This is a genomic window from Streptomyces sp. NPDC093097, assembly GCF_044754325.1.
In the GTDB taxonomy this organism is placed as follows: Bacteria; Actinomycetota; Actinomycetes; order Streptomycetales; family Streptomycetaceae; genus Streptomyces.
In genome coordinates this window covers 13,067-38,635 of record NZ_JBIVOW010000020.1, presented here as the reverse complement: position 1 = coordinate 38,635, position 25,569 = coordinate 13,067, and the positions used below count along the sequence as shown (strand labels likewise).

26 protein-coding genes are annotated in these 25,569 nt (G+C 70.5%); 21 read left to right on the top strand and 5 right to left on the bottom strand.

Going from position 1 to position 25,569, the window contains the following annotated elements; all coding sequences use genetic code 11:
• Positions 1-398: 398 nt before the first annotated feature.
• A complete protein-coding gene (locus ACIQE0_RS28870; protein WP_016575747.1) occupies positions 399-701 on the top strand; it encodes a DUF4193 domain-containing protein in 303 nt (100 codons plus the stop codon).
• An 11-nt stretch (positions 702-712) separates the two neighbouring features.
• Positions 713-1,525 carry a hypothetical protein gene (locus ACIQE0_RS28865; RefSeq protein ID WP_402337689.1) on the top strand — a complete coding sequence of 271 codons (813 nt, stop codon included), beginning with the start codon at positions 713-715 and terminating at the stop codon, positions 1,523-1,525.
• Here ACIQE0_RS28865 and ACIQE0_RS28860 read toward each other — a convergent pair.
• Positions 1,522-1,965: a DUF3093 domain-containing protein gene (locus ACIQE0_RS28860; protein ID WP_384099988.1), complete on the bottom strand. Its 444-nt coding sequence runs from the start codon at positions 1,963-1,965 to the stop codon at positions 1,522-1,524. The two genes, ACIQE0_RS28865 and ACIQE0_RS28860, sit on opposite strands and share 4 nt — an antisense overlap.
• 58 nt (positions 1,966-2,023) lie before the next feature.
• On the opposite strand from ACIQE0_RS28860, the gene ACIQE0_RS28855 reads away from it, so the two are divergent.
• The 8 genes from ACIQE0_RS28855 to ACIQE0_RS28820 all read left to right on the top strand — a co-directional run bounded on the left by ACIQE0_RS28855 (position 2,024) and on the right by ACIQE0_RS28820 (position 10,013).
• Positions 2,024-2,617 (top strand): PaaI family thioesterase, encoded by a 594-nt coding sequence (locus ACIQE0_RS28855; RefSeq protein ID WP_366331612.1) that lies wholly within the window; start codon positions 2,024-2,026, stop codon positions 2,615-2,617.
• Entirely contained in the window at positions 2,614-3,135 is a 522-nt protein-coding gene (gene dut / locus ACIQE0_RS28850; protein ID WP_366331611.1) for a dUTP diphosphatase, read from the top strand. Before ACIQE0_RS28855 ends, dut begins: the two co-directional genes overlap by 4 nt.
• A gap of 1 nt (position 3,136) precedes the next feature.
• Entirely contained in the window at positions 3,137-3,898 is a 762-nt protein-coding gene (locus tag ACIQE0_RS28845; protein WP_402337686.1) for a DUF3710 domain-containing protein, read from the top strand.
• Positions 3,899-4,224: 326 nt separating this feature from the next.
• On the top strand, positions 4,225-4,314 hold the full coding sequence (gene kdpF, locus ACIQE0_RS28840; RefSeq protein ID WP_003982525.1) for a K(+)-transporting ATPase subunit F: 90 nt from the start codon (positions 4,225-4,227) through the stop codon (positions 4,312-4,314).
• Between the two features lie 31 nt (positions 4,315-4,345).
• On the top strand, positions 4,346-6,022 hold the full coding sequence (gene kdpA / locus ACIQE0_RS28835; RefSeq protein ID WP_402337896.1) for a potassium-transporting ATPase subunit KdpA: 1,677 nt from the start codon (positions 4,346-4,348) through the stop codon (positions 6,020-6,022).
• A gap of 32 nt (positions 6,023-6,054) precedes the next feature.
• Positions 6,055-8,160: a potassium-transporting ATPase subunit KdpB gene (kdpB, locus tag ACIQE0_RS28830; RefSeq protein WP_402337893.1), complete on the top strand. Its 2,106-nt coding sequence runs from the start codon at positions 6,055-6,057 to the stop codon at positions 8,158-8,160.
• 6 nt (positions 8,161-8,166) lie between these two features.
• Complete coding sequence (gene kdpC, locus ACIQE0_RS28825) at positions 8,167-8,829, top strand: potassium-transporting ATPase subunit KdpC (protein WP_402337682.1); 663 nt, start codon at positions 8,167-8,169, stop codon at positions 8,827-8,829.
• 506 nt (positions 8,830-9,335) lie between these two features.
• Entirely contained in the window at positions 9,336-10,013 is a 678-nt protein-coding gene (locus ACIQE0_RS28820; RefSeq protein ID WP_402337890.1) for an ABC transporter ATP-binding protein, read from the top strand.
• 182 nt (positions 10,014-10,195) lie between these two features.
• On the opposite strand, the gene ACIQE0_RS28815 is transcribed toward ACIQE0_RS28820, so the two are convergent.
• Entirely contained in the window at positions 10,196-10,759 is a 564-nt protein-coding gene (locus ACIQE0_RS28815) for a GNAT family N-acetyltransferase (RefSeq protein ID WP_402337887.1), read from the bottom strand.
• Between the two features lie 19 nt (positions 10,760-10,778).
• Between ACIQE0_RS28815 and ACIQE0_RS28810 the strand changes: the two genes are divergently transcribed.
• The 5 genes from ACIQE0_RS28810 to ACIQE0_RS28790 all read left to right on the top strand — a co-directional run bounded on the left by ACIQE0_RS28810 (position 10,779) and on the right by ACIQE0_RS28790 (position 16,098).
• Entirely contained in the window at positions 10,779-10,994 is a 216-nt protein-coding gene (locus ACIQE0_RS28810) for a hypothetical protein (protein WP_402337680.1), read from the top strand.
• A gap of 294 nt (positions 10,995-11,288) precedes the next feature.
• Complete coding sequence (locus ACIQE0_RS28805; protein WP_366331604.1) at positions 11,289-13,844, top strand: sensor histidine kinase KdpD; 2,556 nt, start codon at positions 11,289-11,291, stop codon at positions 13,842-13,844.
• A gap of 175 nt (positions 13,845-14,019) precedes the next feature.
• Positions 14,020-14,703, top strand: a complete 684-nt coding sequence (locus ACIQE0_RS28800; protein WP_016570936.1) for a response regulator — start codon at positions 14,020-14,022, stop codon at positions 14,701-14,703.
• 150 nt (positions 14,704-14,853) lie between these two features.
• The gene (locus tag ACIQE0_RS28795) at positions 14,854-15,252 is read left to right on the top strand and encodes an OB-fold nucleic acid binding domain-containing protein (protein ID WP_366331603.1); all 399 of its coding nucleotides are present in this window, start codon (positions 14,854-14,856) and stop codon (positions 15,250-15,252) included.
• Positions 15,253-15,255: 3 nt separating this feature from the next.
• Positions 15,256-16,098, top strand: coding sequence for a DUF3159 domain-containing protein (locus ACIQE0_RS28790; RefSeq protein ID WP_402337676.1), 843 nt, complete (start codon positions 15,256-15,258; stop codon positions 16,096-16,098).
• Positions 16,099-16,163: 65 nt separating this feature from the next.
• On the opposite strand, the gene ACIQE0_RS28785 is transcribed toward ACIQE0_RS28790, so the two are convergent.
• Positions 16,164-16,835: a TrkA family potassium uptake protein gene (locus tag ACIQE0_RS28785; protein ID WP_366331601.1), complete on the bottom strand. Its 672-nt coding sequence runs from the start codon at positions 16,833-16,835 to the stop codon at positions 16,164-16,166.
• The gene (locus tag ACIQE0_RS28780; RefSeq protein WP_366331600.1) at positions 16,832-17,500 is read right to left on the bottom strand and encodes a TrkA family potassium uptake protein; all 669 of its coding nucleotides are present in this window, start codon (positions 17,498-17,500) and stop codon (positions 16,832-16,834) included. Before ACIQE0_RS28780 ends, ACIQE0_RS28785 begins: the two co-directional genes overlap by 4 nt.
• A gap of 331 nt (positions 17,501-17,831) precedes the next feature.
• Here ACIQE0_RS28780 and ACIQE0_RS28775 point away from each other — a divergent pair, with 331 nt between their 5' ends.
• From ACIQE0_RS28775 to ACIQE0_RS28765, 3 genes are all read left to right on the top strand, one after another.
• Positions 17,832-19,802 (top strand): NAD-binding protein, encoded by a 1,971-nt coding sequence (locus ACIQE0_RS28775; RefSeq protein ID WP_402337884.1) that lies wholly within the window; start codon positions 17,832-17,834, stop codon positions 19,800-19,802.
• A gap of 229 nt (positions 19,803-20,031) precedes the next feature.
• A complete protein-coding gene (locus ACIQE0_RS28770) occupies positions 20,032-22,083 on the top strand; it encodes an APC family permease (RefSeq protein WP_366331599.1) in 2,052 nt (683 codons plus the stop codon).
• A 124-nt stretch (positions 22,084-22,207) separates the two neighbouring features.
• Positions 22,208-23,536, top strand: a complete 1,329-nt coding sequence (locus tag ACIQE0_RS28765) for a class I SAM-dependent RNA methyltransferase (RefSeq protein WP_402337671.1) — start codon at positions 22,208-22,210, stop codon at positions 23,534-23,536.
• On the opposite strand, the gene ACIQE0_RS28760 is transcribed toward ACIQE0_RS28765, so the two are convergent.
• Positions 23,497-23,865 carry a hypothetical protein gene (locus tag ACIQE0_RS28760; RefSeq protein WP_402337668.1) on the bottom strand — a complete coding sequence of 123 codons (369 nt, stop codon included), beginning with the start codon at positions 23,863-23,865 and terminating at the stop codon, positions 23,497-23,499. The two genes, ACIQE0_RS28765 and ACIQE0_RS28760, sit on opposite strands and share 40 nt — an antisense overlap.
• Before the next feature lie 13 nt (positions 23,866-23,878).
• Between ACIQE0_RS28760 and ACIQE0_RS28755 the strand changes: the two genes are divergently transcribed.
• The 3 genes from ACIQE0_RS28755 (at position 23,879) to ACIQE0_RS28745 (ending at position 25,568) form a co-directional block, all read left to right on the top strand.
• Positions 23,879-24,037, top strand: coding sequence for a hypothetical protein (locus tag ACIQE0_RS28755; RefSeq protein WP_402337665.1), 159 nt, complete (start codon positions 23,879-23,881; stop codon positions 24,035-24,037).
• Positions 24,038-24,689: 652 nt separating this feature from the next.
• A complete protein-coding gene (locus ACIQE0_RS28750) occupies positions 24,690-25,139 on the top strand; it encodes a hypothetical protein (RefSeq protein WP_366331596.1) in 450 nt (149 codons plus the stop codon).
• Positions 25,140-25,178: 39 nt separating this feature from the next.
• Positions 25,179-25,568, top strand: coding sequence for a hypothetical protein (locus tag ACIQE0_RS28745; protein WP_366331595.1), 390 nt, complete (start codon positions 25,179-25,181; stop codon positions 25,566-25,568).
• The last annotated feature ends 1 nt before the right edge of the window (position 25,569 follow it).

Here is a 25,569-nt window from a genome sequence, read left to right as displayed (position 1 = left end):
GGGGGCCCACCGGGGATCCTTCGCCGGAGTTCGCTTTGCGCGGAATTCGGTGGGTCCGCCCGCCGCTCGGAACGTGTGTGATCCCTCACAGGGGCCGCTTTCCGGCCATCTACCCTCCGTGATCAAAATGCCTGGCGGAAAGCCGGGAAAATCCTGGTTTTCAGGGGCCCTGATCACGGGAAGTACACGTGATGGGCTGCGCGAGGTGCGACATTCGGACCGTGTACGGTCCTGATCGCCATCCAAACCGATCGCCTCTTCAGGGGTGCGGTTGGGTGTCGATTGAGTAACAGACCTTGATGTGAGGCAAAATCTCCGCCTCAGGTCGGGCACAAGTCCGGCCTCTCATGCGTTACGAGCGCTGAGACACCGCAGACACCCAGAGGGGGAGAGTGACCATGGCTACGGATTACGACACTCCACGCAAGACCGATGACGACCTCAACGAGGACAGCATCGAGGAACTGAAGTCGCGGCGGAACGACAAGTCCGCCTCGGCCGTCGACGTCGACGAGTTCGAGCAGGCCGAGGGCCTGGAGCTCCCCGGCGCCGACCTGTCCAACGAGGAACTCGCCGTCCGCGTGCTGCCCAAGCAGCAGGACGAGTTCACCTGCATGAGCTGCTTCCTGGTCCACCACCGCAGCCAGCTGGCTGCCGAGGACAAGAACGGCAACCCGATCTGCCGCGACTGCGCGGCCTGACCGGTTACGCCGTGCCAGGCGTGAACCCGTTCCGTAAGGGCCGCAAGGGCGGCAACGGTCCGGCGGCCGGCGCACGATCACGCGAGGAAACCGCGCCCGTGCCCGCCGACCCGACCGCCCTCCCCGAGGAGCACACGGCTGGTGGACCGAAGCGGCGGGGCCGTCCGGCCTCGCTCGCGGGCGCGGCCGTCCGCGGCGCCAGACGGGGCCGCGACGGCGTACGGTCGGCGCTCGGCGTGATCGCCGACCGGATCATCGCCACCGCCCCCAGGATTCCGGTCCGCGACCTTGCCACCCTGCGCGCGCAGTTCCCCGGACTGACCCCCGAGGAGCTCGCCGACAAGCTGGTGGCGGGCGCCAGTGCGGGCACCGCCACCGTGGGTGCGGGCGTCGGCGCGGCCGCGATGCTGCCCGTCCCACCCGCCATGGCCGCCGAGCTCGCGGCCGAGGTCGCGGGGGTCGCCTCGATCGAGATCAAACTGATCGCCGAACTGCACGAGGTCTACGGCCGCCGACCCACGGGGAGCGGCACCCAGCGGGCCACCGCCTACCTGACGTCCTGGACGCAGGAGCGCGGCATCGACATCGCCAAACCCGCGTCGTTGAACGTCGCACTGGGCGGGCCGACGAGACGCGAACTGCGGCAGCAGGTCATGAAGCGCACCCTGCGCAACCTGCCCAATCTCACACCGTTCCTGGTCGGCGCCGCGGTCGGCGCATTCCTCAACCGCCGCGACACCCGGAAACTCGCCGACAAGATCCGTGCGGACCTGCGCCGCCACCAGATCCCCTGGGACGCCCTGCCGGACGGCCCGACCGCTTAGCCGCGGGCCGCCGAAAGCGCCGCGACCAGCCGCTCCGGCTCCCGCGTCGACACATAGGCGTACGGCGTCGGGTCCTCGGGATCGGTGATCTCCACCCGCACCGCCGTCGGCACATAGCTCCGCAGCACCATGAACGCCCGCGCATCGGCCTTGTGCGTCCGCCAGGCCAGCGCCTCCGCCGCGTCCAGCGCGTGCGCCTCGCCCAGCGCCGACACCGGGATCTTGGCGTCCCCCGCGATCAGCGCGCCGCCCACCACCCGGATCCGCACCGAGCCGTACGCGCTCACCCCCACCGCGGACAGCGCCGCGCCGCCGATCAGCCCGCCCAGCATCGGCAGCGTCCCCAAGGGGAGCAGCATCAGGGCGCAGGCGATGCCGAGGAGCGCGGCGATCACCCACCAGGAGCGGGGCGCGGTGAGACGTTCTTCGTACGACTGCATGGGTCCAGCTTGGCACGGCGGCACGCACCCCTTACGCGCGCGGGTAGGGTCTGCACTCGTGAGTGGAACTGACCAACCCAGGACGCGGCTGACGCCGCCCGAGGGCGCCACGGCCCCGGTCCGGCACCCGGACGCGCCGGCCCCCGGAGAGCTGCTCGGCGCGCACTACGACCGGTGCTTCGGCTGCGGCACGGGACAGCCGCACGGGCTGCACCTGGAGGCCCGGGCCGGCGACGGCGTGAGCGTCACCGCCGAGTTCACCGTCAAGGAGGCCCACCAGGGCGCCCCGGGCCTGGCGCACGGCGGTGTGCTGGCCACCGCGCTGGACGAGACGCTCGGCTCGCTGAACTGGCTGCTGCGGGTGATCGCGGTGACCGGACGGCTGGAGACCGACTTCATAGCGCCCGTGCCGCTGGGCAGCGTGCTGCACCTGGAGGCGCAGGTCACCGCGGTGGAGGGCCGGAAGATCTATTCGACGGCGGTGGGTCGGATAGGCGCCCCGGACGGGCCGGTCGCGGTGCGCGCCCAGGCCGTCTTCATAGAGGTCAAGGTCGACCACTTCATCGACAACGGAAGGGCCGAGGAGATCCAGGCGGCGATGGCCGACCCGGACCAGGTCAAGCGAGCACGTGCCTTCGAGGTGAACCCGTGAATCAGCGACGCAATCCGGTAGACGTGCTGCTGCGCCGGCTGGACCCGGACGTTCCCGTTCCGAGCTATGCGCACCCAGGAGACGCGGGCGTCGACCTGGTGACCACCGAGGCCGCCGAACTGGCACCGGGGGAGCGCACCGTTCTCCCCACCGGTGTGTCGATCGCGCTGCCCGACGGCTACGCGGCGTTCGTGCACCCGCGATCCGGGCTCGCGGCCCGCTGCGGATTGGCGCTGGTGAATGCCCCCGGGACGGTCGATGCCGGGTACCGTGGAGAGATCAAGGTGATCGTGGTCAATCTGGATCCGCGGGAGAGCGTGCGGTTCGAGAAGTACGACCGGATCGCCCAGTTGGTCGTCCAGCAGGTCGAGAAGGTGCGCTTCCACGAGGTGGCGGAACTTCCCGGCTCGGCGCGGGCCGAGGGGGGATTCGGGTCCACCGGCGGTCATGCGGCGGTGGGCGGCTCCACGGGCGGGAATGAATACGCATCGGTCGGTGGCGACCGGGAAGGACATTGACGTGTTCGGACGTCGCAAGAAGAACGAGGCTCCTGTAGAGCCGGCCGAGGACACGGCGCTCGCCGACGAGACGACGGACGGCGAGAACGACGACGCGACGCAACCGCGGCTCAATCTCCCGCCGGCGCCGCGCCCGGACGGTCCCTGGGACGTGTCGGAGGTCAAGGAGCCCGGTGAGGGCCGGGTGGACCTCGGCGGCCTCTTCGTCCCCGGTATCGAGGGCATGGAGCTGCGGGTCGAGGTCGCCGGCGACGCGATCGTGGCCGCGACGATCGTCCTCCAGGACAGCGCCGTGCAGTTGCAGGCGTTCGCCGCCCCCAGGAGCGAGGGCATCTGGGGCGAGGTGCGCGAGGAGATCGCCACGGGCATCACCCAGCAGGGCGGTGTGATCGACGAGGTCGAGGGGCCGCTGGGCTGGGAGCTGCGGGCCCAGGTGCCGGTGCAGCTGCCGGACGGGACCAACGGCGTGCAGGTCGTGCGCTTCGTCGGCGTCGACGGTCCGCGCTGGTTCCTGCGCGGTGTGATCTCCGGGCAGGGCGCGGTGCAGCCACAGGCCGCCGGTGTGCTGGAGCACATCTTCCAGGACACCGTCGTCGTCCGCGGCGAGGGCCCGATGGCGCCCCGCGACCCGATCGTCCTCAAGCTGCCCGACGATGCCCAGATGGTGCCGGACGGGGTGCAGCAGGAGCAGGCCGGAGGGTCGCGTTTCGGCGGTGGCGTGGAGCGCCTGGAGCGCGGGCCGGAGATCACCGAGATCCGCTGACCCGCCGCGGCGCCGCGGGGTGCGACAACACCGCGGCGACGGCTCATTCATGACGGTCACAAGGGGCCGTACTCCCGTGAAGGGAGTACGGCCCCTTGTCATTTGTGCAGGTCAGGTCGAGAAGCGTAAGAAAACCGTCAACGGAGCGCTAATGGCCGTAAGGGAGGCGTCAACAGCGTTCAAGCGGCGGAAGAAGGGCGGTTTGCTCTAGGGGTCCCATTCCGCCTGCCCATCTAGGAGCACACGATGGCCGACATGGCCTTCGTCGTCGCCACCCTCGCGGTGTTCGCAGTGGTGGCTCTCGTCGCCAAGGGGGTGACGAAGCTGTGACCATCGAGAACGTCGTCGGCCTCATCGTGGCCGTCGCCCTCCTGGGTTACCTGGTCCTCGCCCTCGTCTTCCCGGAGAGGTTCTGAGGTGTCGACAGCTGCAACCGCAGCGGGCCACATGAGCCCCGCTCTCGCCGGTGTGCTCCAGCTGACAGCGCTCATCGCAGCGCTCGCCCTGGTGTACCGCCCGCTCGGCGACTACATGGCCGCCGCCTACAGCTCCCCGCGCCATCTGCGCGTGGAAAAGGTCATCTACCGCTGCATAGGCGCCAACGCGGACACCCAGATGCGCTGGCCCGCCTACCTCCGCGGCGTCCTCGCCTTCTCCCTGGCCGGGATGCTCTTCCTCTACCTCCTCCAGCGCCTCCAGGGAAACCTGCCACTCTCCCTCGGATTCGCCTCCATCAGCCCCGACCAGGCCTTCAACACCGCCGCCTCGTTCGTCGCCAACACCAACTGGCAGTCGTACAGCGGCGAACAGGCCATGGGCCACGTCGTCCAGACCGCCGGCCTCGCCGTCCAGAACTTCGTCTCCGCCGCCACCGGCATGGCCGTCGCCATCGCCCTCGTCCGCGGCTTCGCCCGCTCCCGCACCGGTGAACTGGGCAACTTCTGGGCCGACTTGGTGCGCGGCACCATCCGCGTCCTGATCCCCATCGCGGTCGTCGGCGCCCTCGTCCTCGTCGCCTGCGGCGTCATCCAGAACTTCGCCGGCATCCACGACGTCGGCCAGTTCATGGGCGGCACCCAGCAGACCAACGGCGGTGCCGTCGCCTCCCAGGAAGTCATCAAGGAACTCGGCACCAACGGAGGCGGCTACTTCAACGCCAACTCCGCCCACCCCTTCGAGAACCCCACCGCCTTCACCAACCTCTTCGAGATCTTCCTGATCCTCGTCATCCCCTTCTCGCTGACCCGCACCTTCGGCAAGCTCGTCGGGAACGTGAAGCAGGGCTACGCCATCCTCGCCACCATGGGCGTGATCTGGCTCGGCTTCACCGCGCTCATGATGTGGACCGAGTTCGCCCACGGCGGGCCCGCACTCCAGGCCGCCGGCGCCGCGATGGAAGGCAAGGAGAACCGCTTCGGAGTCGGCGGCTCCGCCATCTTCTCCGTGGCCACCACCCTGACCTCGACCGGAGCCGTCGACTCCTTCCACGACTCCTACACGGCCTTCGGCGGCGGCCTCCAGCTCCTGGGCATGATGCTCGGCGAAATCGCCCCCGGCGGCGTCGGATCCGGCCTCTACGGCATGCTCGTCATGGCCGTCATCGCCGTCTTCATCGCCGGCCTCATGGTCGGCCGCACCCCCGAATACCTCGGCAAGAAGATCGGCACCCGCGAGATCAAACTCGCCGCCTGCTACATCCTCATCACGCCCACCCTGGTCCTCGGCTTCACCGCCGCCTCCATGGTGCTCCCCGACGCCCTCGGCTCGATGCTCAACACCAAGGCACAGGGCGCCGGACCCCACGGCTTCTCCGAGGTCCTCTACGCGTTCACCTCCGGCGCCAACAACAACGGCTCCGCCTTCGGCGGACTCAACGCCAACACGCCCTGGTACAACACCACGATCGGTCTGGCCATGCTGCTCGGCCGCTTCCTCCCGATGGTGTTCGTGCTCGCCCTCGCCGGCTCGCTCGCCGAACAGCAGCCGGTCCCCGAGACCGCGGGCACCCTCCGTACCGAAAAGCCGCTCTTCGCCGGGCTGCTGGTCGGCACGATCCTGATCATCACCGGTCTGACCTACTTCCCGGCGCTCGCCCTCGGGCCGCTGGCGGAGGGGCTGTCATGACCGCCCCCGTGAAACCGGAGGAGCACGGCTCCATGTCCACCGCAACACCGACCCGCGCTCCGGAACAGGACGCCACCAGCGGACAGCAGCCCGGCGACGGCCGTGTGGGCGGCGGTCTCTTCGACCCCAAGCAGCTGGTCACGTCCCTGCCGGACGCCCTGCGCAAGCTCGACCCGCGGGTGATGATCAAGTCGCCCGTCATGTTCGTCGTCGAGGTCGGCTCCGTCCTCACCACGATATTCGCCTGCCTCGCCCCCACCGACTGGTTCGGCTGGGCGATCGCCGTCTGGCTGTGGCTGACCGTCGTCTTCGCCAACCTCGCCGAGGCCGTCGCCGAAGGCCGCGGCAAGGCACAGGCCGACACCCTGCGCAAGGCCAAGACCGACACCGTCGCCCGCCGCCTCAACGGCACCGACGAGGAGCACGTACCCGGCACCGAACTCCGCGTCGGCGACCTCGTCGTCTGCGAGGCCGGCGACATCATCCCCGGGGACGGCGACGTCGTCGAAGGCGTCGCCTCCGTCGACGAATCCGCCATCACCGGCGAATCCGCCCCCGTCATCCGCGAATCCGGCGGTGACCGCTGCGCCGTCACCGGCGGCACCAAGGTCCTCTCCGACCGCATCGTCGTCAAGATCACGACGAAGCCCGGCGAGACCTTCATCGACCGGATGATCAACCTCGTCGAGGGCGCCGCACGCCAGAAGACCCCCAACGAGATCGCGCTGAACATCCTCCTCGCGTCCCTCACCATCGTCTTCCTGCTGGCCGTCGTCACCCTCCAGCCGTTCGCCATCTACGCCGGCGCCGAACAGCCCATGATCGTGCTGCTCGCCCTGCTGGTCTGCCTCATCCCGACCACCATCGGCGCGCTCCTCTCCGCCATCGGCATCGCCGGTATGGACCGCCTCGTCCAACGCAACGTCCTCGCCATGTCCGGACGCGCCGTCGAAGCGGCGGGCGACGTATCGACATTGCTGCTCGACAAGACCGGCACCATCACCTACGGCAACCGCCGCGCCGCCGAGTTCGTGCCCGTCCCTGGCGCCACCGAGACGGAACTCGCCGACGCCGCCCAGCTGTCCTCACTCGCCGACGAGACCCCCGAAGGGCGCTCCGTCGTCGAACTCGCCAAGGAGAAGTACGGACTGCGCGAGGGTGAGTTCAGCGGCGACACGTTGACGGGTGCCGAGTGGATCCCGTTCACCGCACAGACCCGTATGTCCGGTGTCGACGTCGACGGCCGCAAGATCCGCAAGGGCGCCACCGGGTCCGTCCTCGCCTGGGTCCAGGAGCGCGGCGGCGAGGTCACCGAGAACGCCCGGCAGCTCGCCGACACCATCTCCCAGGCCGGTGGCACCCCGCTGCTGGTCGCCCTGGAAGACGAAAGCGGCCCCCGCGTCCTCGGTGTCATCCACCTCAAGGACGTCGTCAAGGACGGCATGCGCGAACGCTTCGTCGAACTCCGCAAGATGGGCATCAAGACGGTCATGATCACGGGTGACAACCCGCTGACCGCCAAGGCCATCGCCGACGAGGCCGGCGTGGACGACTTCCTCGCCGAAGCCACCCCCGAAGACAAGATGGCGCTCATCAAGCGCGAGCAGGCCGGCGGGAAGCTGGTCGCGATGACCGGTGACGGGACGAACGACGCCCCGGCGCTGGCCCAGGCGGACGTGGGGGTGGCGATGAACACCGGCACCTCGGCCGCCAAGGAGGCCGGCAACATGGTCGACCTCGACTCCAATCCGACCAAGCTCATCGAGATCGTCGAGATCGGCAAGCAACTGCTCATCACCCGGGGTGCGTTGACGACCTTCTCGATCGCCAACGACGTCGCCAAGTACTTCGCGATCATCCCCGCGATGTTCGCGGTGGCCTACCCCGGCCTGGACACCCTCAACATCATGCGGCTGTCCAGCCCCAACTCCGCGATTCTCTCCGCGATCATCTTCAACGCCCTGATCATCGTGGCCCTCGTGCCGCTCGCCCTCAAGGGCGTGCGCTACCGCCCCGTCAGCGCCGACAAGATGCTCCGCCGGAACCTCGCCGTCTACGGACTGGGCGGCCTCATCGCACCGTTCATCGGCATCAAGCTCATCGACCTGCTGATCTCCCTCATCCCCGGAATCGGGTGACCCGGCATGAACAACTCCGTACGCAACACCGCACGGTTGCTGGCCGCGGGCCTGCGCGCCCTGCTCGTCCTCACCGTCGTCTGCGGGGTGATCTACCCCCTGGTGGTCACCGGAGTGGCCCAGGCCGCCTTCAACGGACAGGCCAACGGCTCCGAGATCAGCTCCCAGGGCAAGGTCGTCGGCTCCTCCCTCATCGGCCAGCGCTACGACAAGGGCACCGACAAGAAGGGCAACCCGATTCCGGACCTCCGCTACTTCCAGCCCCGCCCCTCGGCCGGACTGGGAAGCAACCGGACAAACGGCGTCAACACCCAGTACAACCTCCAGATCTCCGGAGCCTCCAACCTGGGCGCCACCAACACCGACCTGGTCAAGGCCGTCAAGGACCGCAAGCAATGGGTCGCCACCACCTACGGCGTCCCCGAGTCGCAGGTGCCGGCCGACGCCGTGACCTCCTCCGGCTCCGGTCTCGACCCCGACATCTCCCCCCAGTACGCACTGCTGCAGGTCGACCGGGTCGCCAAGGAGAACCACCTCCCCGCCGGCAAGGTCGAGCAGCTCGTCCAGGACCACGTCCAGGGACGCCAGCTGGGATTCATGGGAGAACCCCGGGTCAACGTCCTGGAGCTGAACATCGCACTCCGGGACCTGGTCCAGGGACAGCGGTGACGGACGGTGCCTTACTGAGGCATCTCGCGAGCGGTGCGCACATGGCGCACACAGCCGCCGCATCCAGCCCACGGGCGGGGGCGGCCCCGGGAATTGTCCTTCCTGGGGCCGCCCCTTTGCGCGTGGCGTGGGGGATGCGGACTCATGGCTGCTACCGGCGCTGGCGTGGACGTCGGCGTCGGCTTCGGCGTCGCGGAGCGTGGTGCCCTCAACTCCCTTTCGAACGGCCTGAGCTGTGCGTTTCGCGAGTTATCCACAGGCGTTGCCCGCCTGCGCGCACGGTCCTCATACTGTTTCGCAGATGAGCGGCAACTCGCCGCGATACAGCGGGGGTTCGGTGAGGGAGCCTCCAACTCCAAGGCGGGAGTTGAGGCAGAGCACAGTCCGGGCAGAGCGCAGATGCCACGACGAGAGCGGGGGAACGCATCATGAACGGCAGTAGTGAGGCGAACGACGGAACGACGGCCACGGGTACCGCCGTCGCGGACGCGGCGCCGGCGGAAGCGATGGTCCTCGTCGAGGACCTGCACCGGAGCTACGGCACGGGCTCCGGCGCCGTACACGCTCTGCGCGGGGTGACCTGCGGCGTTCCGCGCGGCGAACTCGTCGCCCTGCGCGGCCGCTCCGGATCCGGCAAGACCACCCTCCTCAACCTCATCGGCGGCCTGGACACCCCCGACTCCGGACGGATCACCGTCGACGGCACCCCCTTGGCCGACCTCGGAGAAGACGGTCTGCTGGAGATGCGCCGCGACCGGATCGGCTTCGTCTTCCAATCCTTCGGACTGATACCGATACTCAGCGCCGCCGAGAACGTCGGAGTACCACTGCGGCTGCGGAAGGTCCCAGCGCGGGAGCGCGAAGCGCGCGTCGCACTCCTGCTGTCCCTGGTGGGCCTCGCCGACCACGCCGCCCAGCGCCCCGGCGAACTCTCCGGCGGTCAGCAGCAGCGGGTCGCCATAGCCCGCGCTCTCGCCAACCGTCCGGCGCTGCTCATCGCCGACGAGCCGACGGGGCAACTGGACGCCGAAACCGGTCTGGAGGTGATGGAACTGCTTCGAGCCGTGGTCCGCAGCGAGGGCGTCACGGCACTGGTCGCCACCCACGACACCACCCTCCTCACCCTCGCCGACAGGGTGTTGGAACTCGACGACGGGGTGGTCACGGTGGCGGGTGAGGGGTGAGGGGTGAGGGGTGAGGGGCGGGGGTGGGGGAGCCCCCCAGGAGGTGAGAGGAGAGGAAGAGAGTCCCACCTCCTCAACCCTCCCCGCGAGCCCGTCTCCGCCCAAGAATCCCTCCCGACCCTCAGGCTCCAGCCAGCCCCCACCCAGCCTCCATCCCCCACCCCCCCAAACCCAGTCACCCCCTACCAAACATCCCCCTCCCGCCAATCACACGTCAGGTCACCTTCGAGGTCGAGCGGCACGGCTGACGGCAGGACGTAGAGGGAGCCGTCCTCGTCCGGGGTGGGGCGGGGGCCGTTCAGGGCGAGGGCTGAGGAGCGGCCGCGCCAGAGTTGCCAGCCGCGGGTGGCGTAGAAGGCGGCGGCTCCGTCGGCGGCGCTGAGTGCGCCGAGGTCGTAGGCGTTGCGGATCACGCGTTCCAGGGCGTTCATCAGGGCGGCGCCGTGGCCCCGTCCGCGGTGGTCCGCGCGGACCCCGACGCCCTCGACGTAGCCGCAGCGCAGTGCCCGGCCGTTGTGCAGCAGGCAGCGTTGGACGACGGCGGCGTGGCCGATGAGTTCGCCGTCCTCGTGGACGAGGGCGTGCAGGCCGCCGAGTGCGTGGTCCCAGTCCTCGGCGGTCATGTCGTCGAAGACGTCGTAGAGGAGGATGCGGGCCGCGTCGAGGGTGCCGGTGTCGAGGTCGGCGGTGTGGACGACGCGCACCGAGGATGTGCGGGTGGGACGTTCGGAGGGGACGGGGCTCATGGGGGTCATGGGAGGCATCGTGGCAGGGAGCCTCGGCGGGGGCGATCGCTTTGTTTCGGCCAGTGATGCTAGTGATGCCAGTCATGTCAGCGGTGTCAGCGATACCGGCGGCGCCAGCGATACCGGCGGCGCCAGCGATACCGGCGGCGCCAGCGATACCGGCGGCGCCAGCGATACCGGCGGCGCCAGCGATACCAGCGGTGCCAGTGATACCGGCAGTGCCGGCGATGGCTGACCCGGATCGGTCTCCCGGACTGTCGTCCCAGACCGGCGCCCCAGACTGGTGCCCCGGATCGGCGCCCCAGACCGGTGCCCCGGATCGGGCCCCCAGGACCAGTGTTCGGATGCGTCGGTGCGCCTATACCAGAGTGTCCTGCGCCCCGTTCGGCCCCCTGCTCAGAGCCTGTATCAGAGTCGCGTCAAGACCGGGCGGGAAGCCGCTACCTGGGCGTTTTTTCGCGGGAACGGTCGGTAAAGTCGCATCAGGCCCAGCCCGGTGGGGGCGGCCTTCACGTAAGACAATGGGGCCATGGCACGCGGCAAGCTACGGATATATCTCGGCGCGGCACCGGGCGTCGGCAAGACGTACGCGATGCTGTCCGAGGCACACCGGCGCGTGGAGCGCGGCACGGACGTCGTGGTGGCGTTCGTCGAGCACCATGGCAGGCCCCGCACCGAGGTGATGCTGCACGGGCTGGAGCAGGTGCAGCGACGGGAGCTGGAGTACCGCGGGTCGACGTTCACCGAGATGGACGTCGATGCGGTGCTGGAGCGGAAGCCGACCGTGGCGCTGGTCGACGAGTTGGCGCACACCAACGTTCCCGGGTCCCGCAACGGCAAGCGCTGGCAGGACGTCGAGGAGCTGCTGGAAGCCGGGATCACGGTGATCTCGACGGTGAACATCCAGCACCTGGAGTCGCTCGGGGACGTCGTCGAGTCGATAACGGGTGTGCGGCAGCGGGAGACGGTGCCGGACGAGATCGTCCGGCGGGCCGATCAGATCGAGCTGGTCGACATGTCGCCGCAGGCGATCCGGCGGCGGATGGCGCACGGCAACATCTACCAGTCGGACAAGGTCGATGCGGCGCTGTCGAACTACTTCCGGCCGGGCAACCTCACCGCGCTGCGCGAACTGGCACTGCTGTGGGTGGCCGACCGGGTGGACGAGTACCTCCAGCAGTACCGCGCGGAGCACTCGATCCGTTCGACGTGGCAGGCCCGGGAGCGGATCGTGGTCGGGCTGACCGGCGGGCCGGAGGGGCGGACGCTGATCCGCCGGGCCGCCCGGATGGCCGCGAAGGGCTCGGGCAGCGAGGTGCTCGCCGTCTACATCGCCCGCAGCGACGGGCTGACCTCGGCCTCGCCGAAGGAACTCGCGGTCCAGCGGACGCTGGTGGAGGACCTGGGCGGGACGTTCCACCACGTCATAGGGGACGACATCCCCGGTGCGCTGCTGGAGTTCGCCCGGGGGGTGAACGCCACCCAGATCGTGCTGGGTTCGAGCCGCCGCAAGACGTGGCAGTACATCTTCGGGCCGGGGGTGGGGGCGACCGTGGCCCGGGAGTCCGGGCCGGATCTCGATGTGCACATCGTGACGCACGACGAGGTGGCCAAGGGCCGGGGGCTGCCGGTGGCGCGAGGGGCGCGGCTGGGCCGGTCGCGGATCATCGCCGGCTGGGTGGCCGGGGTCGGCGGTCCGGTGCTGCTGTCGTTGCTGCTGTCCAAGGTCTCGAACGGGCCGGGGCTGGCCAACGACGTGCTGCTGTTCCTGTTCCTGACGGTGGTCGCGGCGCTGCTCGGTGGGCAGTTGCCGGCGCTGGCGTCGGCGGCGGTCGGCTCGTTGCTGTTGAACTACTACTTCACCCCGCCCACCCACACCCTCACGGTCAGCGATCCGAAGAACATCGTGGCGATCGCGATCTTCTTCGCGGTGGCGGTGTCGGTGGCGTCGGTGGTGGATCTGGCCGCCCGGCGGACCCATCAGGCGGCGCGGTTGCGTGCCGAGTCGGAGATCCTGTCGTTCCTGGCGGGGAGCGTGCTGCGTGGTGAGACCACGTTGGACGCGCTGCTGGAGCGGGTGCGCGAGACGTTCGGGATGGACACCGTGGCGCTGCTGGAGCGGCGCAGCGACGTCGATCCGTGGACGTGTGCGGGGCGGGCCGGCGGCGGGGAGGACTCGCCTCCGTTGCAGCGTCCGGAGGACGCGGACGTGGACATGCCGGTGGGGGACCACATGGCGTTGGCGTTGACGGGTCGGGTGCTGCCGGCGGAGGACCGTCGGGTGCTGGCCGCGTTCGCCGCTCAGGCCGCGGTCGTCCTGGACCGGCAGCGGCTGGTGGGGGAGGCCGAGCGGGCCCGGGAGCTGGCGGAGGGCAACCGCATAAGGACGGCGTTGCTGGCCGCGGTCAGCCATGATCTGCGGACGCCGCTGGCGGGTATCAAGGCGTCGGTGACGTCGTTGCGGTCGGACGATGTGGCGTGGTCGGAGGAGGACGAGGCGGAGCTGCTGGCGGGCATCGAGGCGGGTGCGGACCGGCTGGACCACCTGGTGGGCAATCTGCTGGACATGTCGCGGTTGCAGACCGGCACGGTGACGCCGCTGATCCGGGAGATCGACCTCGACGAGGTGGTGCCGATGGCGCTGGGCGGGGTCCCGGAGGGCAGCGTCACGTTGGACATTCCCGAGGAGCTGCCGATGGTGGCGGTGGATCCGGGGCTGCTGGAGCGGTCGGTGGCCAATCTGGTGGAGAACGCCGTGAAGTACAGCCCGGACGGGGAGGTGGTGCTGGTCTCGGCCAGTGCGCTCGGCGACCGGGTGGAGCTGCGGATCGCCGACCGGGGTCCGGGGGTGCCGGACAGTGCCAAGGACCGGATCTTCGAGCCGTTCCAGCGGTACGGGGACGCTCCGCGGGGCGCCGGGGTGGGGCTCGGGCTGGCGGTGGCGCGTGGTTTCGCGGAGGCGATCGGCGGGACGCTGGCGGCGGAGGACACTCCGGGCGGTGGCATGACGATGGTGCTGACGCTGCGGGCCGCCGCGGGCGTTCCGCCGGTCCGCCCCGATCTTCCGGCGCAGGCGACGACATGAGCCGGGACCCGGGCGGACGCACCTTCGGCGGAAGAGGGCCGCGTTCCGGTGACGGTGCGTGTCCGCCGTGTGGCCCGGGAGGGGGCCAGCAGACCGGCCGGACGGTACCGGCCGCACTCATTACCTGGCCGGCGGGTGTGGCCCGTCGGCGACCGACACCGCGAGGAGAACGCCAGTGAACCGGGTGCTTGTGGTCGATGACGAGCCGCAGATCGTCCGCGCCCTTGTGATCAACCTGAAGGCGCGCAAGTACGAGGTGGACGCCGCCCCGGACGGGGCGACCGCCTTGAAACTCGCCGCGGCCCGCCATCCCGATGTCGTGGTCCTGGACCTGGGGCTGCCCGATATGGACGGGGTGGAGGTCATCAAGGGGCTGCGCGGCTGGTCGCGGGTGCCGATCCTGGTGCTGTCCGCCCGGCAGACGTCGGACGAGAAGGTCGAGGCGCTGGACGCCGGGGCGGACGACTATGTGACCAAGCCGTTCGGGATGGACGAGCTGCTGGCGCGGCTGCGGGCGGCGGTGCGCCGGGCGGAGCCGACCGGGCCGGCGGACGACGAGGTGATCGTGGAGACCGAGGGGTTCACGGTCGATCTGGCGGCGAAGAAGGTCAACCGGGGCGGTCGGGACATCCGTCTGACGCCCACCGAGTGGCATCTGCTGGAGGTGCTGGTGCGCAACCAGGGCCGGCTGGTCAGCCAGAAGCAGCTGCTCCAGGAGGTGTGGGGGCCGTCGTACGGCACCGAGACCAACTATCTGCGGGTGTACATGGCGCAGCTGCGCCGGAAGCTGGAGGGTGATCCGTCGCATCCGCGGCACTTCATCACGGAGCCGGGGATGGGGTACCGGTTCGAGGGGTGAAGGCGGGGCGGGTGGGGCATGGCCGTTGGCGGGGGTGTGGTGCGGCGGCCGCGGGGCCGGGGCGGGGTGGTTGCGTCGGGGGAAAAGTGGGGGTTTCGAGGGGTGGACGGGGTGCGGGGGAGGCTGTGCGGGCCCCGGTACGCTGGGGTTATGAGTGCTGGGACCCGACCCGAGAAGCCGGCCGGCCGGTTCCGCCGGATGCTCGACAGGCTGTCGTCCTCCGAGGAGGAGCTGCAGTCCGCCGAGTTGCAGGAGGATGCGCAGGCGACGGGCTGCACCCGGATATGCGACTGCGCCGACCGTCAGATCGTCAAGGTGTCCGGCACCCTGCGGCATGTCACGCTGCGGCCGCGTGCCGGTGTGCCCGCGCTGGAGGCGGAGCTCTTCGACGGCTCCGCGGCGCTCGACGTGGTGTGGCTGGGTCGCCGATCCATTGTCGGGATCGAGCCGGGCCGTAAGCTCATCGCCTCGGGCCGGATCTCGCTGAGTCACGGACGCCGGGTGCTCTTCAATCCCAAGTACGAACTGCGACCGCTCGGACAGGAGTAGCCGGTGACGTCGTACGACCGACCGACCACTGACCCTGAGGCTTCCGTCTCCGCTGATCGTCCGGTGGGTGTGCCGCGTGCCGCCTCCGGTACGGGCGCCGACGCCGGCGGCAGGGAGGTGACCGAGGCGGCGCTGTTCGAGGCGTTCGGCGGCGTGCGCGGCATGGTGGAGACGGTGCTGCCGGGTCTGCTGTTCGTCGCGATCTTCACCGCCAACAAGGATCTGCACATCTCGGCGATCGCGGCGCTGGCGGTGTCGCTGGTGCTGTGCGCGGTGCGGCTGGTGCGGAAGGACACCGTCAAGCACGCCTTCAGCGGGGTGTTCGGGGTGGCTTTCGGCGTGGTCTTCGCGATGATGACCGGCAACGCCAAGGACTTCTACCTGCCGGGCATGCTCTACACGCTGGGCCTGGCGTTGGCGTACATCATCACGACGCTGGCGGGTGTCCCGTTGATCGGGTTGATCCTGGGGCCGGTGTTCAAGGAGAACCTCTCGTGGCGGACGCGTAATCCGGGCCGCAAGAAGGCGTATGCGAAGGCCAGTTGGGCCTGGGGTCTGATCCTGCTCGGCAAGTGCCTGGTGCTGTTCCCGCTGTACTGGTGGGCGGACACCACGCAGCTGGGCTGGGTGCTGGTGGCCCTGAAGATCCCGCCGTTCCTGCTGGCGCTCTATCTGACGTGGGTGTTCCTGGTGAAGGCGCCGGCGCCGATCGACGTCTTCGCGGAGATGGAGGCGCAGGAGAAGGCCGAGGAGGCCGAGCGGGAGCGGCAGCGGGGGCTGCCGGCCGCGGAGCCGGACGCGGCGTCGGTGGAGCGTGGCCGCGGAGGGCCGCGGCACCGCCGCTGAGAGTGGACGGGCGAAGGGCCCGGGAGCCGTGTGGCTCCCGGGCCCTTCGTGTGTCCGGAGTCGGTTCAGCCGTCGGTGCGGCGGACCGACAGCAGGTCCTCCAGCTGCTCCTCGCGGGCCTGGGCGGCGACGAACAGCAGCTCGTCGCCGGCCTCGAGGGCGTCGTCCTTGTTGGGGGTGAGGACGCGGGTGCCGCGGATGATCGTCACCAGGGAGGTGTCCTCGGGCCATTGGACGTCGCCGACCCGGGTGCCGGACAGGGCGGCCTCTGGGGGGAGGGTGAGCTCGACGAGGTTGGCGTCGCCGTGGCTGAAGCGCAGCAGCCGGACGAGGTCGCCGACGCTGACCGCCTCTTCGACCAGGGCCGACATCAGGCGCGGGGTGGAGACCGCGACGTCGACGCCCCAGGACTCGTTGAAGAGCCATTCGTTCTTGGGGTTGTTGACGCGGGCGACGACCCGCGGCACGCCGTACTCGGTCTTGGCGAGCAGCGAGACGACGAGGTTGACCTTGTCGTCGCCGGTCGCGGCGATGACGACGTTGCAGCGCTGCAGGGCGGCCTCGTCGAGCGAGGTGATCTCGCAGGCGTCGGCCAGCAGCCATTCGGCGAGCGGGACCCGCTCGACGGAGATGGCGGTGGGCGCCTTGTCGATGAGCAGGATCTCGTGTCCGTTTTCCAGGAGTTCGCCGGCGATGGAACGACCCACCGCGCCGGCGCCTGCGATCGCGACCCTCATGCGTGCGCCTCCTCGGGACCCTGGGCGAATGCCGCTTCGACCGTCTCGACTTCGTCGGTGCGCATCATCACGTGCACCAGGTCGCCTTCCTGGAGGACCGTCTGGGAGGTCGGCAGCATGGCCTCGCCCAGGCGGGTCAGGAAGGCGACGCGGACGCCGGTCTCTTCCTGGAGCTTGCTGATCTTGTGGCCGACCCAGGCGGCGGAGGTGTGCACCTCGGCCAGCTGGACGCCGCCGCTGGGGTCGCGCCACAGGGGTTCGGCGCCCGAGGGCAGCAGCCGGCGCAGCATCTGGTCGGCGGTCCAGCGGACCGTGGCGACCGTGGGGATGCCCAGGCGCTGGTAGACCTCGGCGCGGCGCGGGTCGTAGATACGGGCCGCGACGTTCTCGACGCCGAACATCTCGCGGGCCACCCGGGCGGCGATGATGTTGGAGTTGTCGCCGCTGGAGACGGCGGCGAAGGCGCCCGCCTCCTCGATGCCGGCCTCACGGAGGGTGTCCTGGTCGAAGCCGACGCCGGTGACCCGGCGGCCGCCGAAGGCGGAGCCCAGGCGGCGGAACGCGGTCGGGTCCTGGTCGATCACCGCGATGGTGTGGCCCTGGCCCTCCAGGGTCTGCGCGAGTGCGGAGCCCACGCGACCGCACCCCATGATGACGATGTGCATGCTGATTACCCCGTGCCCTGTACTAGCGCGCTGACCTGACCAAACACCCTGCTCACTACTTTCTTCTCCGACATGACGGCGACACGGATCCGCTGTCTGCGACGGCGGCCCGGTGCGTCGGACGAGAGCGCCGGCCGCACCGTGGTCGGGTACAACCGTAGCCGTAACGGTGGGCCCGGTAGGGGGCGCGGTAGGGGCCGGACGGTTGCGGGTCGGTGGTGCGGCGTCGCGGGATCGTGCGCGCGGCTGCGCGGGCTCGGGCCGGTAGGGCACGCTACGGCGTGTGCCTCAACTGCCACCTCAGCCTCAACAGGGCGCTGTCGCACCGCACATGGTGGTGTGCGGTGACGACGCGCTGGCCCACCGGCTCGCCGCCGAGCTCCGCGATGTCTACCGCGAACGGGTGACGCTGGTCGTGCCGTCGGCGCGGGAGCCGCGCCGGCCCCGCATTCCGTCGCCCTCCCGCGGCCTCGGCCGGGCCACCGCGCTGCTCGGCCGGGTCTCGGCGGTGGTGGCGCGCACCGGGCCGGTGGTGCCGCCGGGGACGTCGCCCGTGGCGCCGGGCGAGGAGAGCGAACCGCCGCCGGAGCCGGTCCGGGTCCTGGAGGCGGCCCAGATCGACGACGCGGCGCTGACCGAGGCAGGGATCGCCGAGGCGGGCGCGCTGGCGCTGGTCCATGACGACGACGATCTCAACATCCACGCCGCGCTCCGCGCCCGCCGCCTCAACCCCCGGCTGCGGCTGGTCATCCGGCTCTACAACCGCAAACTCGGCCAGCATCTGGAGGAGTTGCTGGACCAGGCGGCGGCGGTCGCCGCGGCTCGCGCCGGGGACGGCGTGGCGGTGACGCCGGCCGAGGCGTCGACCATGGTGCTCTCCGACACCGACACCGTCGCCCCGGCGCTGGTGGCCACCGCGGTGGCCGGGACCAGCAAGGTCATCGAGGCGAACGGGCTGATGCTGCGCGCCGTGGAGCGTGCGCCGGGGCAGTCCGGGCCGGCCGGCGCGCGGCGGCTGTGCACCCTGGCGCTGCTGACGCCCTCGCCCGGTGAGCAGCCCGGTGACGCGGTGGGCGCGTCCGAGGCGGGGCCGATCGACGACGGCCCGGTGCTGCTGCCCGACGACGCCACCGCCGGCGCGGCCGTGGACTGCGGCCGGATCGTCCTGGAGACCGTCGCCTATACGGGCCGGACGGTGCGACCGCGCCGGCTCCGCGGCCGGGGCGCACCGCTGGCGTCCCTGTTCTCCCGGCGGCTGCGCTGGTCGCTGGCGGGTTTCGTCGGGGCGGTGCTGGCGCTGGCCGTGATCGCGTCCCTGACGACGGGGGAGCAGCCGCTGCACGCGGCGTATCTCACCCTGCTCGACCTGTTCGCGATCGACGATCCGGCGCTCACGGAGCCGCCGGCGCGCAAGGTGCTCCAGTTGCTGTCCGGGCTGGTCGGGCTGTTGTTGCTCCCGGTGCTGGTGGCGGCGGCGATCGAGGGGATGGGCACCTTCCGCAGCGCCTCCGCGCTGCGCCGGCCGCCGCGCGGCCTGTCGGGACACGTGGTGCTGCTGGGCCTGGGGAAGGTCGGTACCCGCGTACTGGCGCGGCTGCACGAGATGCGCATCCCGGTGGTGTGCATCGAGGCCGATCCGGAGGCGCGCGGCATCGCCCTGGCGCGCCGGCTGCGCGTGCCGACCGTCGTGGGGGACGTCACGCAGGAGGGGATCCTGGAGGCGGCGCTGGCCGACCGGGCCCGGACCCTCCTCGCGTTGACGAGCGAGGACACCACCAATCTGGAGGCCGCGCTCTATGCCCGGTCGGTCAATCCGCGGCTGCGGGTGACCCTGCGGATCTTCGACGACGGGTTCGCCACCGCCGTCTACCGGACGCTGCGCGCCGCGCACCCCGGCGCGCGGACCCGCAGCCGCAGCGTCTCCTTCCTGGCGGCACCGGCGTTCGCCGGGGCGATGATGGGCCGGGAGATCCTGGGCGCGATCCCGGTGGAGCGGCGGGTGCTGCTGGTGGCCCGGGTGGAGGTGGGCGAGCACGCCGCCCTGGTGGGGCGTGCGGTCGGTGACGTGCGGCGGCCGGGGCGGCTGCGGGTGCTGGCCGTCGACCCCTCCGCCTCGGACGCGGAGGCGGCACCGGCCGCGGCGGGCGAGCCGCAGCCCGGCCCGGGGCAGGCACCGGCGCAGCTCGCCGACGAACTGGACGACTACGTGCTGCGGCCGCGGGACGTGGTGCTGCTGGCCGCGACCCGCGAGGGGCTGGGCGAACTGCTGTCGCGGCGGCCGCAGCCGGTGCGCGGGGCGTGACCGGGCACGCCGTCACCCGCCCCGGCTCCGTGATGTCCGCCACGACGTCCCGGCCCCCGGCGTACCCCGCTCCGGCGGTGCTGCCGTGCACCTGAGGTGCGGATGTCGTGGAGGCGCCGGGGAGTGGAAGCGCAGCCCGGCGGCTCTGCGCGGGGCGGTGCATTCGGGTGCTCCCACCCGTCCGGGTGGCGGGTGGGCGAGCACCTTGACGAAGGCTTAGCATCCTCTGGTGTCCAAACTGACCGACGTGCCCAAACGGATCTTGATCGGGCGCGCACTGCGCAGCGACAGGCTTGGAGAGACCCTTCTCCCCAAGCGCATCGCACTCCCCGTCTTCGCCTCCGACCCGCTCTCCTCCGTGGCCTACGCGCCCGGCGAGGTGCTGCTCGTCCTCTCCGTGGCGGGAGTCTCCGCGTACAACTTCAGCCCCTGGATCGCGGTCGCGGTCGTGGTGCTGATGTTCACCGTCGTCGCGTCGTACCGGCAGAACGTGCACGCCTACCCGAGCGGCGGCGGCGACTACGAGGTCGCCACCACCAACCTCGGGCCGAAGGCGGGGCTGACCGTCGCCAGTGCACTCCTGGTCGACTACGTGCTGACCGTCGCGGTCTCCATCTCCTCCGGAGTGGAGAACCTCGGATCGGCCGTCCCCTTCGTCGTCGAGCACAAGACGTTCAGCGCCATCGCGATCATCGTGCTGCTGACCTTGATGAACCTGCGCGGCGTCAAGGAGTCCGGCAAGCTCTTCGCGATTCCCACGTATGTCTTCGTGGTCGGCGTCTTCATCATGATCCTCTGGGGCGCGTTCCGCGGCCTGGTACTGGGCGACACCATGCGCGCCCCGACCGCCGACTACACCGTCCACGCCGAGCAGGGCGGACTCGCCGGCTTCGCGCTGATCTTCCTGCTGCTGCGCGCCTTCTCCTCCGGATGCGCCGCGCTCACCGGTGTCGAGGCGATCTCCAACGGCGTGCCCGCCTTCCGCAAGCCGAAGTCGAAGAACGCCGCGACCACCCTCGCCCTCATGGGCGGGCTGGCCGTCACCATGTTCTGCGGCATCATCGCGCTGGCCATGTCCACGCGCGTCCGGATGGCCGAGAACCCGGCCACCAACCTGCTGCACAACGGCCAGCCGATCGGCTCCGGTTACACCCAGAACCCGGTCATCTCGCAGGTCGCCGAGGCGGTCTTCGGCAAGGGCAGCTTCCTCTTCGTCATCCTGGCCGGGGCCACCGCGCTGGTCCTCTTCCTGGCCGCCAACACCGCCTACAACGGCTTCCCGCTGCTCGGCTCGATCCTCGCCCAGGACCGCTACCTGCCGCGCCAGCTGCACACCCGCGGCGACCGGCTGGCGTTCTCCAACGGCATCGTGCTGCTGGCCGGCGCCGCCACCGTCCTGGTCTACCTCTACGGCGCGGACTCCACCCGCCTGATCCAGCTCTACATCGTCGGCGTCTTCGTCTCCTTCACGCTCAGCCAGACCGGCATGGTCCGCCACTGGAACCGCCATCTGCGATCCGAGAAGGACCCGGTCAAGCGCCGCCGGATGCACCGCTCCCGCGCCATCAACACCTTCGGTGCCTTCTTCACCGGCCTCGTCCTGGTCGTGGTGCTGCTGACGAAGTTCACCCACGGCGCCTGGGTCGCCCTGCTCGGCATGGTCATCTTCTTCGTCACGATGACCGCGATCCGCCGCCACTACGACCGGGTCTCCGACGAGATCGCCGCCCCCGACGTGCCCGACGACGACGTCGTCCGCCCCTCCCGGGTCCACGCCATCGTCCTGGTCTCCAAGGTGCACAAGCCCACTCTGCGCGCCCTGAACTACGCCAAGCTGATGCGCTCGGACGCCCTTGAGGCCGTCAGCGTCGACGTCGACCAGGCCGACACCCGCGCCCTGCGCGCCGAGTGGGAGCGCCGCGGCATAGAGGTGCCGCTGAAGGTCCTGGCCTCGCCGTACCGCGAGATCACCCGGCCGATCATCGACTACGTCAAGTCGCTGCGCCGGGAGAGCCCGCGCGACGCGGTGTCCGTCTACATCCCCGAGTACGTCGTCGGCCACTGGTACGAGCACCTGCTCCACAACCAGTCCGCACTGCGCCTGAAGGGACGCCTCCTCTTCACCCCCGGCGTCATGGTCACCTCCGTGCCCTGGCAGCTGGACTCCTCCGAGGCCGCCAAGAAGCGCGCCCGCAAGCGCGCCGAGTGGAACGCGCCCGGCGCGGTCCGGCGCGGTCCGGTCTCCGCACCGAAGAAGGAATCCGCGGGCACGAAGAAGTGACCGGTGCGCCCGCCCTCCACAGGGGGCCGGCGCACCGCACCGCACCCCGTAGAATTGACGGCTGGCCTCCACCCGGAGGCCGGCCGTCACGGTTTCGCCCCACCCCACCCAGGAGCTCCCCGCCATGCAGCCGGACACGCCGGAACCGAGGAAGTCGCTGGTCGGCGAGGAGTACGAGGTCGAGATCGGCCCGGTCGCGCACGGCGGCCACTGCATCGCCCGCACCGACGCCGGACAGGTCCTCTTCGTCCGGCACGCACTGCCCGGTGAACGGGTCCGCGCCCGCGTCACCGACGGCGAGGAGGGCGCCCGCTTCCTGCGCGCCGACGCCGTCGAGATCCTCGACGCCTCCAAGGACCGCGTCGAGGCACCCTGCCCCTTCTCCGGCCCCGGCCGGTGCGGCGGCTGCGACTGGCAGCACGCCGCGCCCGGTGCGCAGCGCCGCCTCAAGGCCGCCGTCATCACCGAGCAGCTGTCCCGCCTGGCCGGCCTCACCCCCGAGGCGAGCGGCTGGGACGGCACCGTCGAGCCGGCCCCCGGCGACAAGGTCGCCAAGGGCGAGGTCCCGGCCTGGCGCACCCGCGTCCAGTACGCCGTGGACGCCGACGGCCACCCCGGCCTCCGCAAGCACCGCTCGCACGACATCGAGCCGGTCACCCACTGCATGATCGCCGCCCCCGGCGTCTCCGAACTCGGCATCGAGCAGCGCACCTGGCCGCAGATCGCCACCGTCGAGGCGATCGCCGCCACCGGCTCCCACGACCGCCAGGTCGTCCTCACCCCCCGCCCCGGCGGCCGCCTCCCGATCGTCGAACTCGACAAGCCGGTCTCCGTCCTCCGCATCGGCGAGAAGGACAAGGCCGTCCACCGTGTCCACGGCCGCCCCTTCGTCCGCGAACGCGCCGCCGGCCGCACCTGGCGGGTCGGCAACGGCGGCTTCTGGCAGGTCCACCCGAAGGCCGCCGACCTCCTCGTCGAGGCCGTCATGCAGGGCCTGATGCCCAAGAAGGGCGACACCGCCCTCGACCTCTACTGCGGCGTCGGCCTCTTCGCCGGAGCCCTCGCCGAACGCGTCGGCGACAAGGGCGCCGTCCTCGGCATCGAATCAAACAAGCGCGCCGTCGAGGACGCCCAGCACAACCTCGCCGACCTCGACCGCGTCCGCATCGAACGCGGCAAGGTCGAGCAGGTCCTGCCCCGCACCGGCATCACCGACGTCGACCTCGTCGTCCTCGACCCGCCCCGCGCCGGCGCCGGCAAGCAGACCGTCCAGCACCTCGCGACCCTCACCCCCCGCCGCATCGCCTACGTCGCCTGCGACCCGGCGGCCCTCGCCCGCGACCTCGCCTACTTCCGCGAGGCGGGATACGCACCACGACGCATGCGAGCGTTCGACCTCTTCCCGATGACACATCATGTGGAGTGCGTGGTGATCCTGGAGCGGGTTAAGTAGGGCTTCTGACCTGCGGTTTTACGGGTGCGCGTGATGTGCGGTGTGGGCGTTACGGGCGACATCCCGACGCCGAAATGACGCTCGTTCTGGTGGGGCGTCAGGTGCGGTGTGTCGCTGGTCGGGCGCTCCGGTGCGCCGGCGTCCGCGTGGGTCGCAAGCAGGTCGCGCGACTCATGCGCCAGGCCGACGTCAAGGGCGTTAGCCAGTGCCGCAAGGGCTTCACGCGCCGCAACCCGAAGGCCGCCCTCGCCTCGGAGCTGGTAGAGCGCGACCTTCGCGGCGCCGGCGCCGAACCGGCTGTGGGTCACCGACCTGACGACGATCTCCACAGGCGAGGGGCGGTTGTGGCTCTCGGCGATCCGGGACGCGATCTCTCGCCGGGTGGCGGCCTGGGAGACCTCCGCCTGCGCGGACGCCGATCTGATCCTGACCACGCTGGAGTGCGCCCTTGCACGCTTGCAACGCTTACGGGAGCACCGGCCGGGCGGCCGACGCCAGTGATGCACAGGCCCCCCGGCACCTGCTGATCCGCCGACCATCATCCCGGCACCCGCGCCGGTCTCGATGCGTCCTGCCCAAAAGTGGAGTTCCGCGCTTTCGGTCCAGTCCTACGGCGGCTGTCCACCACAAACGCTCGCGGAGGGCCAGGCTGCGCGCGGTGAGGCCGGCCTGCCGAGCGGCTTCCCGGCCACGGCGTCCCAGGGGCCTTGGCCAGCCGCCCGTCGCGCTGTACGCGCCGCTCGAATTCCTCGGGCTGCTGCTCGCCGCCTCCGCCGGCCTCCTTCCCCTGGTAGCAGGGGAGGGTAGTGCGCTGGGCGGTGCCGCGCATGGAAAGTCGCCGCTGCGGTCCTACGTCGACGCGCTCGGGCCTTCCCTCAAGGCGTTCGGCGGCGCCGTCGCGGTCATCCTGGTAGCGGCCGTCGTGGAGTCGCTCGTCATAACCTCTCGGTAAACAAGGCGGATTGGGGAAAGTCACATGCAGGCAGCGGCGCCGGCTCCTGGGCCCGTGGGCTCGAAGGAGCCGCCGACGCCCGCGGAGCAGGGCACCAAGGATGCGGACAGGCACACCGGAAGAAGTCGCGAACCCGGCCCAACGGACCGAGTGTTCTGGTTGATCGCCTACGCGCTCACGGTCGGGGCTCTCTTACTGAGAATGCCCACAGTGCACGACGTGGTCCGCGACGAGCTTCGAGACAGTGGATTGGCGGGCAAGGTCGAGGACAAGAGCATGGAGGCTCTGGCCGTCAACGTCGGCCTGTTGCTCGCCGTGCTGCTGTCCATGCTCCTGCTCGGGATCTTCTACTCACTCGCGGCCATGGTGGAGAAGAAGATCTTCAGTGCACGAAGGAAGGTCGGCGGGAAGCGCGGCTTCGGGCTCTTCTTCGCCATCGCCGTACTGTGCACACTTCCCGTGTACGTGGTGAGTTCCGCGCTGGGAGTCTCGTCTCCGAAGGAGACCGGCTACTACTACGTGTACGTGCTGGTGATCGCCCTGGCCGCACCGTTCCTCTTCCGAGGGCACTGGGCCGGCCGCGGAAGGCGCAGCATTATCACGGTCTTCGCCTTCTCCTGCGGAGTGGCGGGCCTCTCGCTCCTCGTCTGATCTGCCGTCAAGAACCGTAACGAACAGGGGAAAGAGGAAATGCGCATCAACGCCAAGCACCCGGCGGTCGGGGGCGGTGCCGCGGCTGCCGTCGCGGTCACCGGTCTCGGCGCCGCCGTCCTCCTGGCGGCACAGCACTCGACGGCGTCAACGGCCGTGCCGCCGTGGGCACTGTCGGCGATCAGCGCCGTGGGTGCCGTGGTTCCGCTGCTCACTGTGCTCGTCCTGCGGAAGGCGTCGCCCCAGGCGACGCTGGCGGCCTTCCCGATGGCGGCCGCCTGCCATGCCGCCGCCCTCGGAGGGGCGGCAGCCGGTACGCCACTGAAGTACCTGCTGGTCCCGTCCATAGCCGTATCCCTGCTGATGTGCGTCCAGGCCACGTTGCTCCGCGCCGAGGAGTCGGACAACCGGTCACGGAACCGCTTCTGAC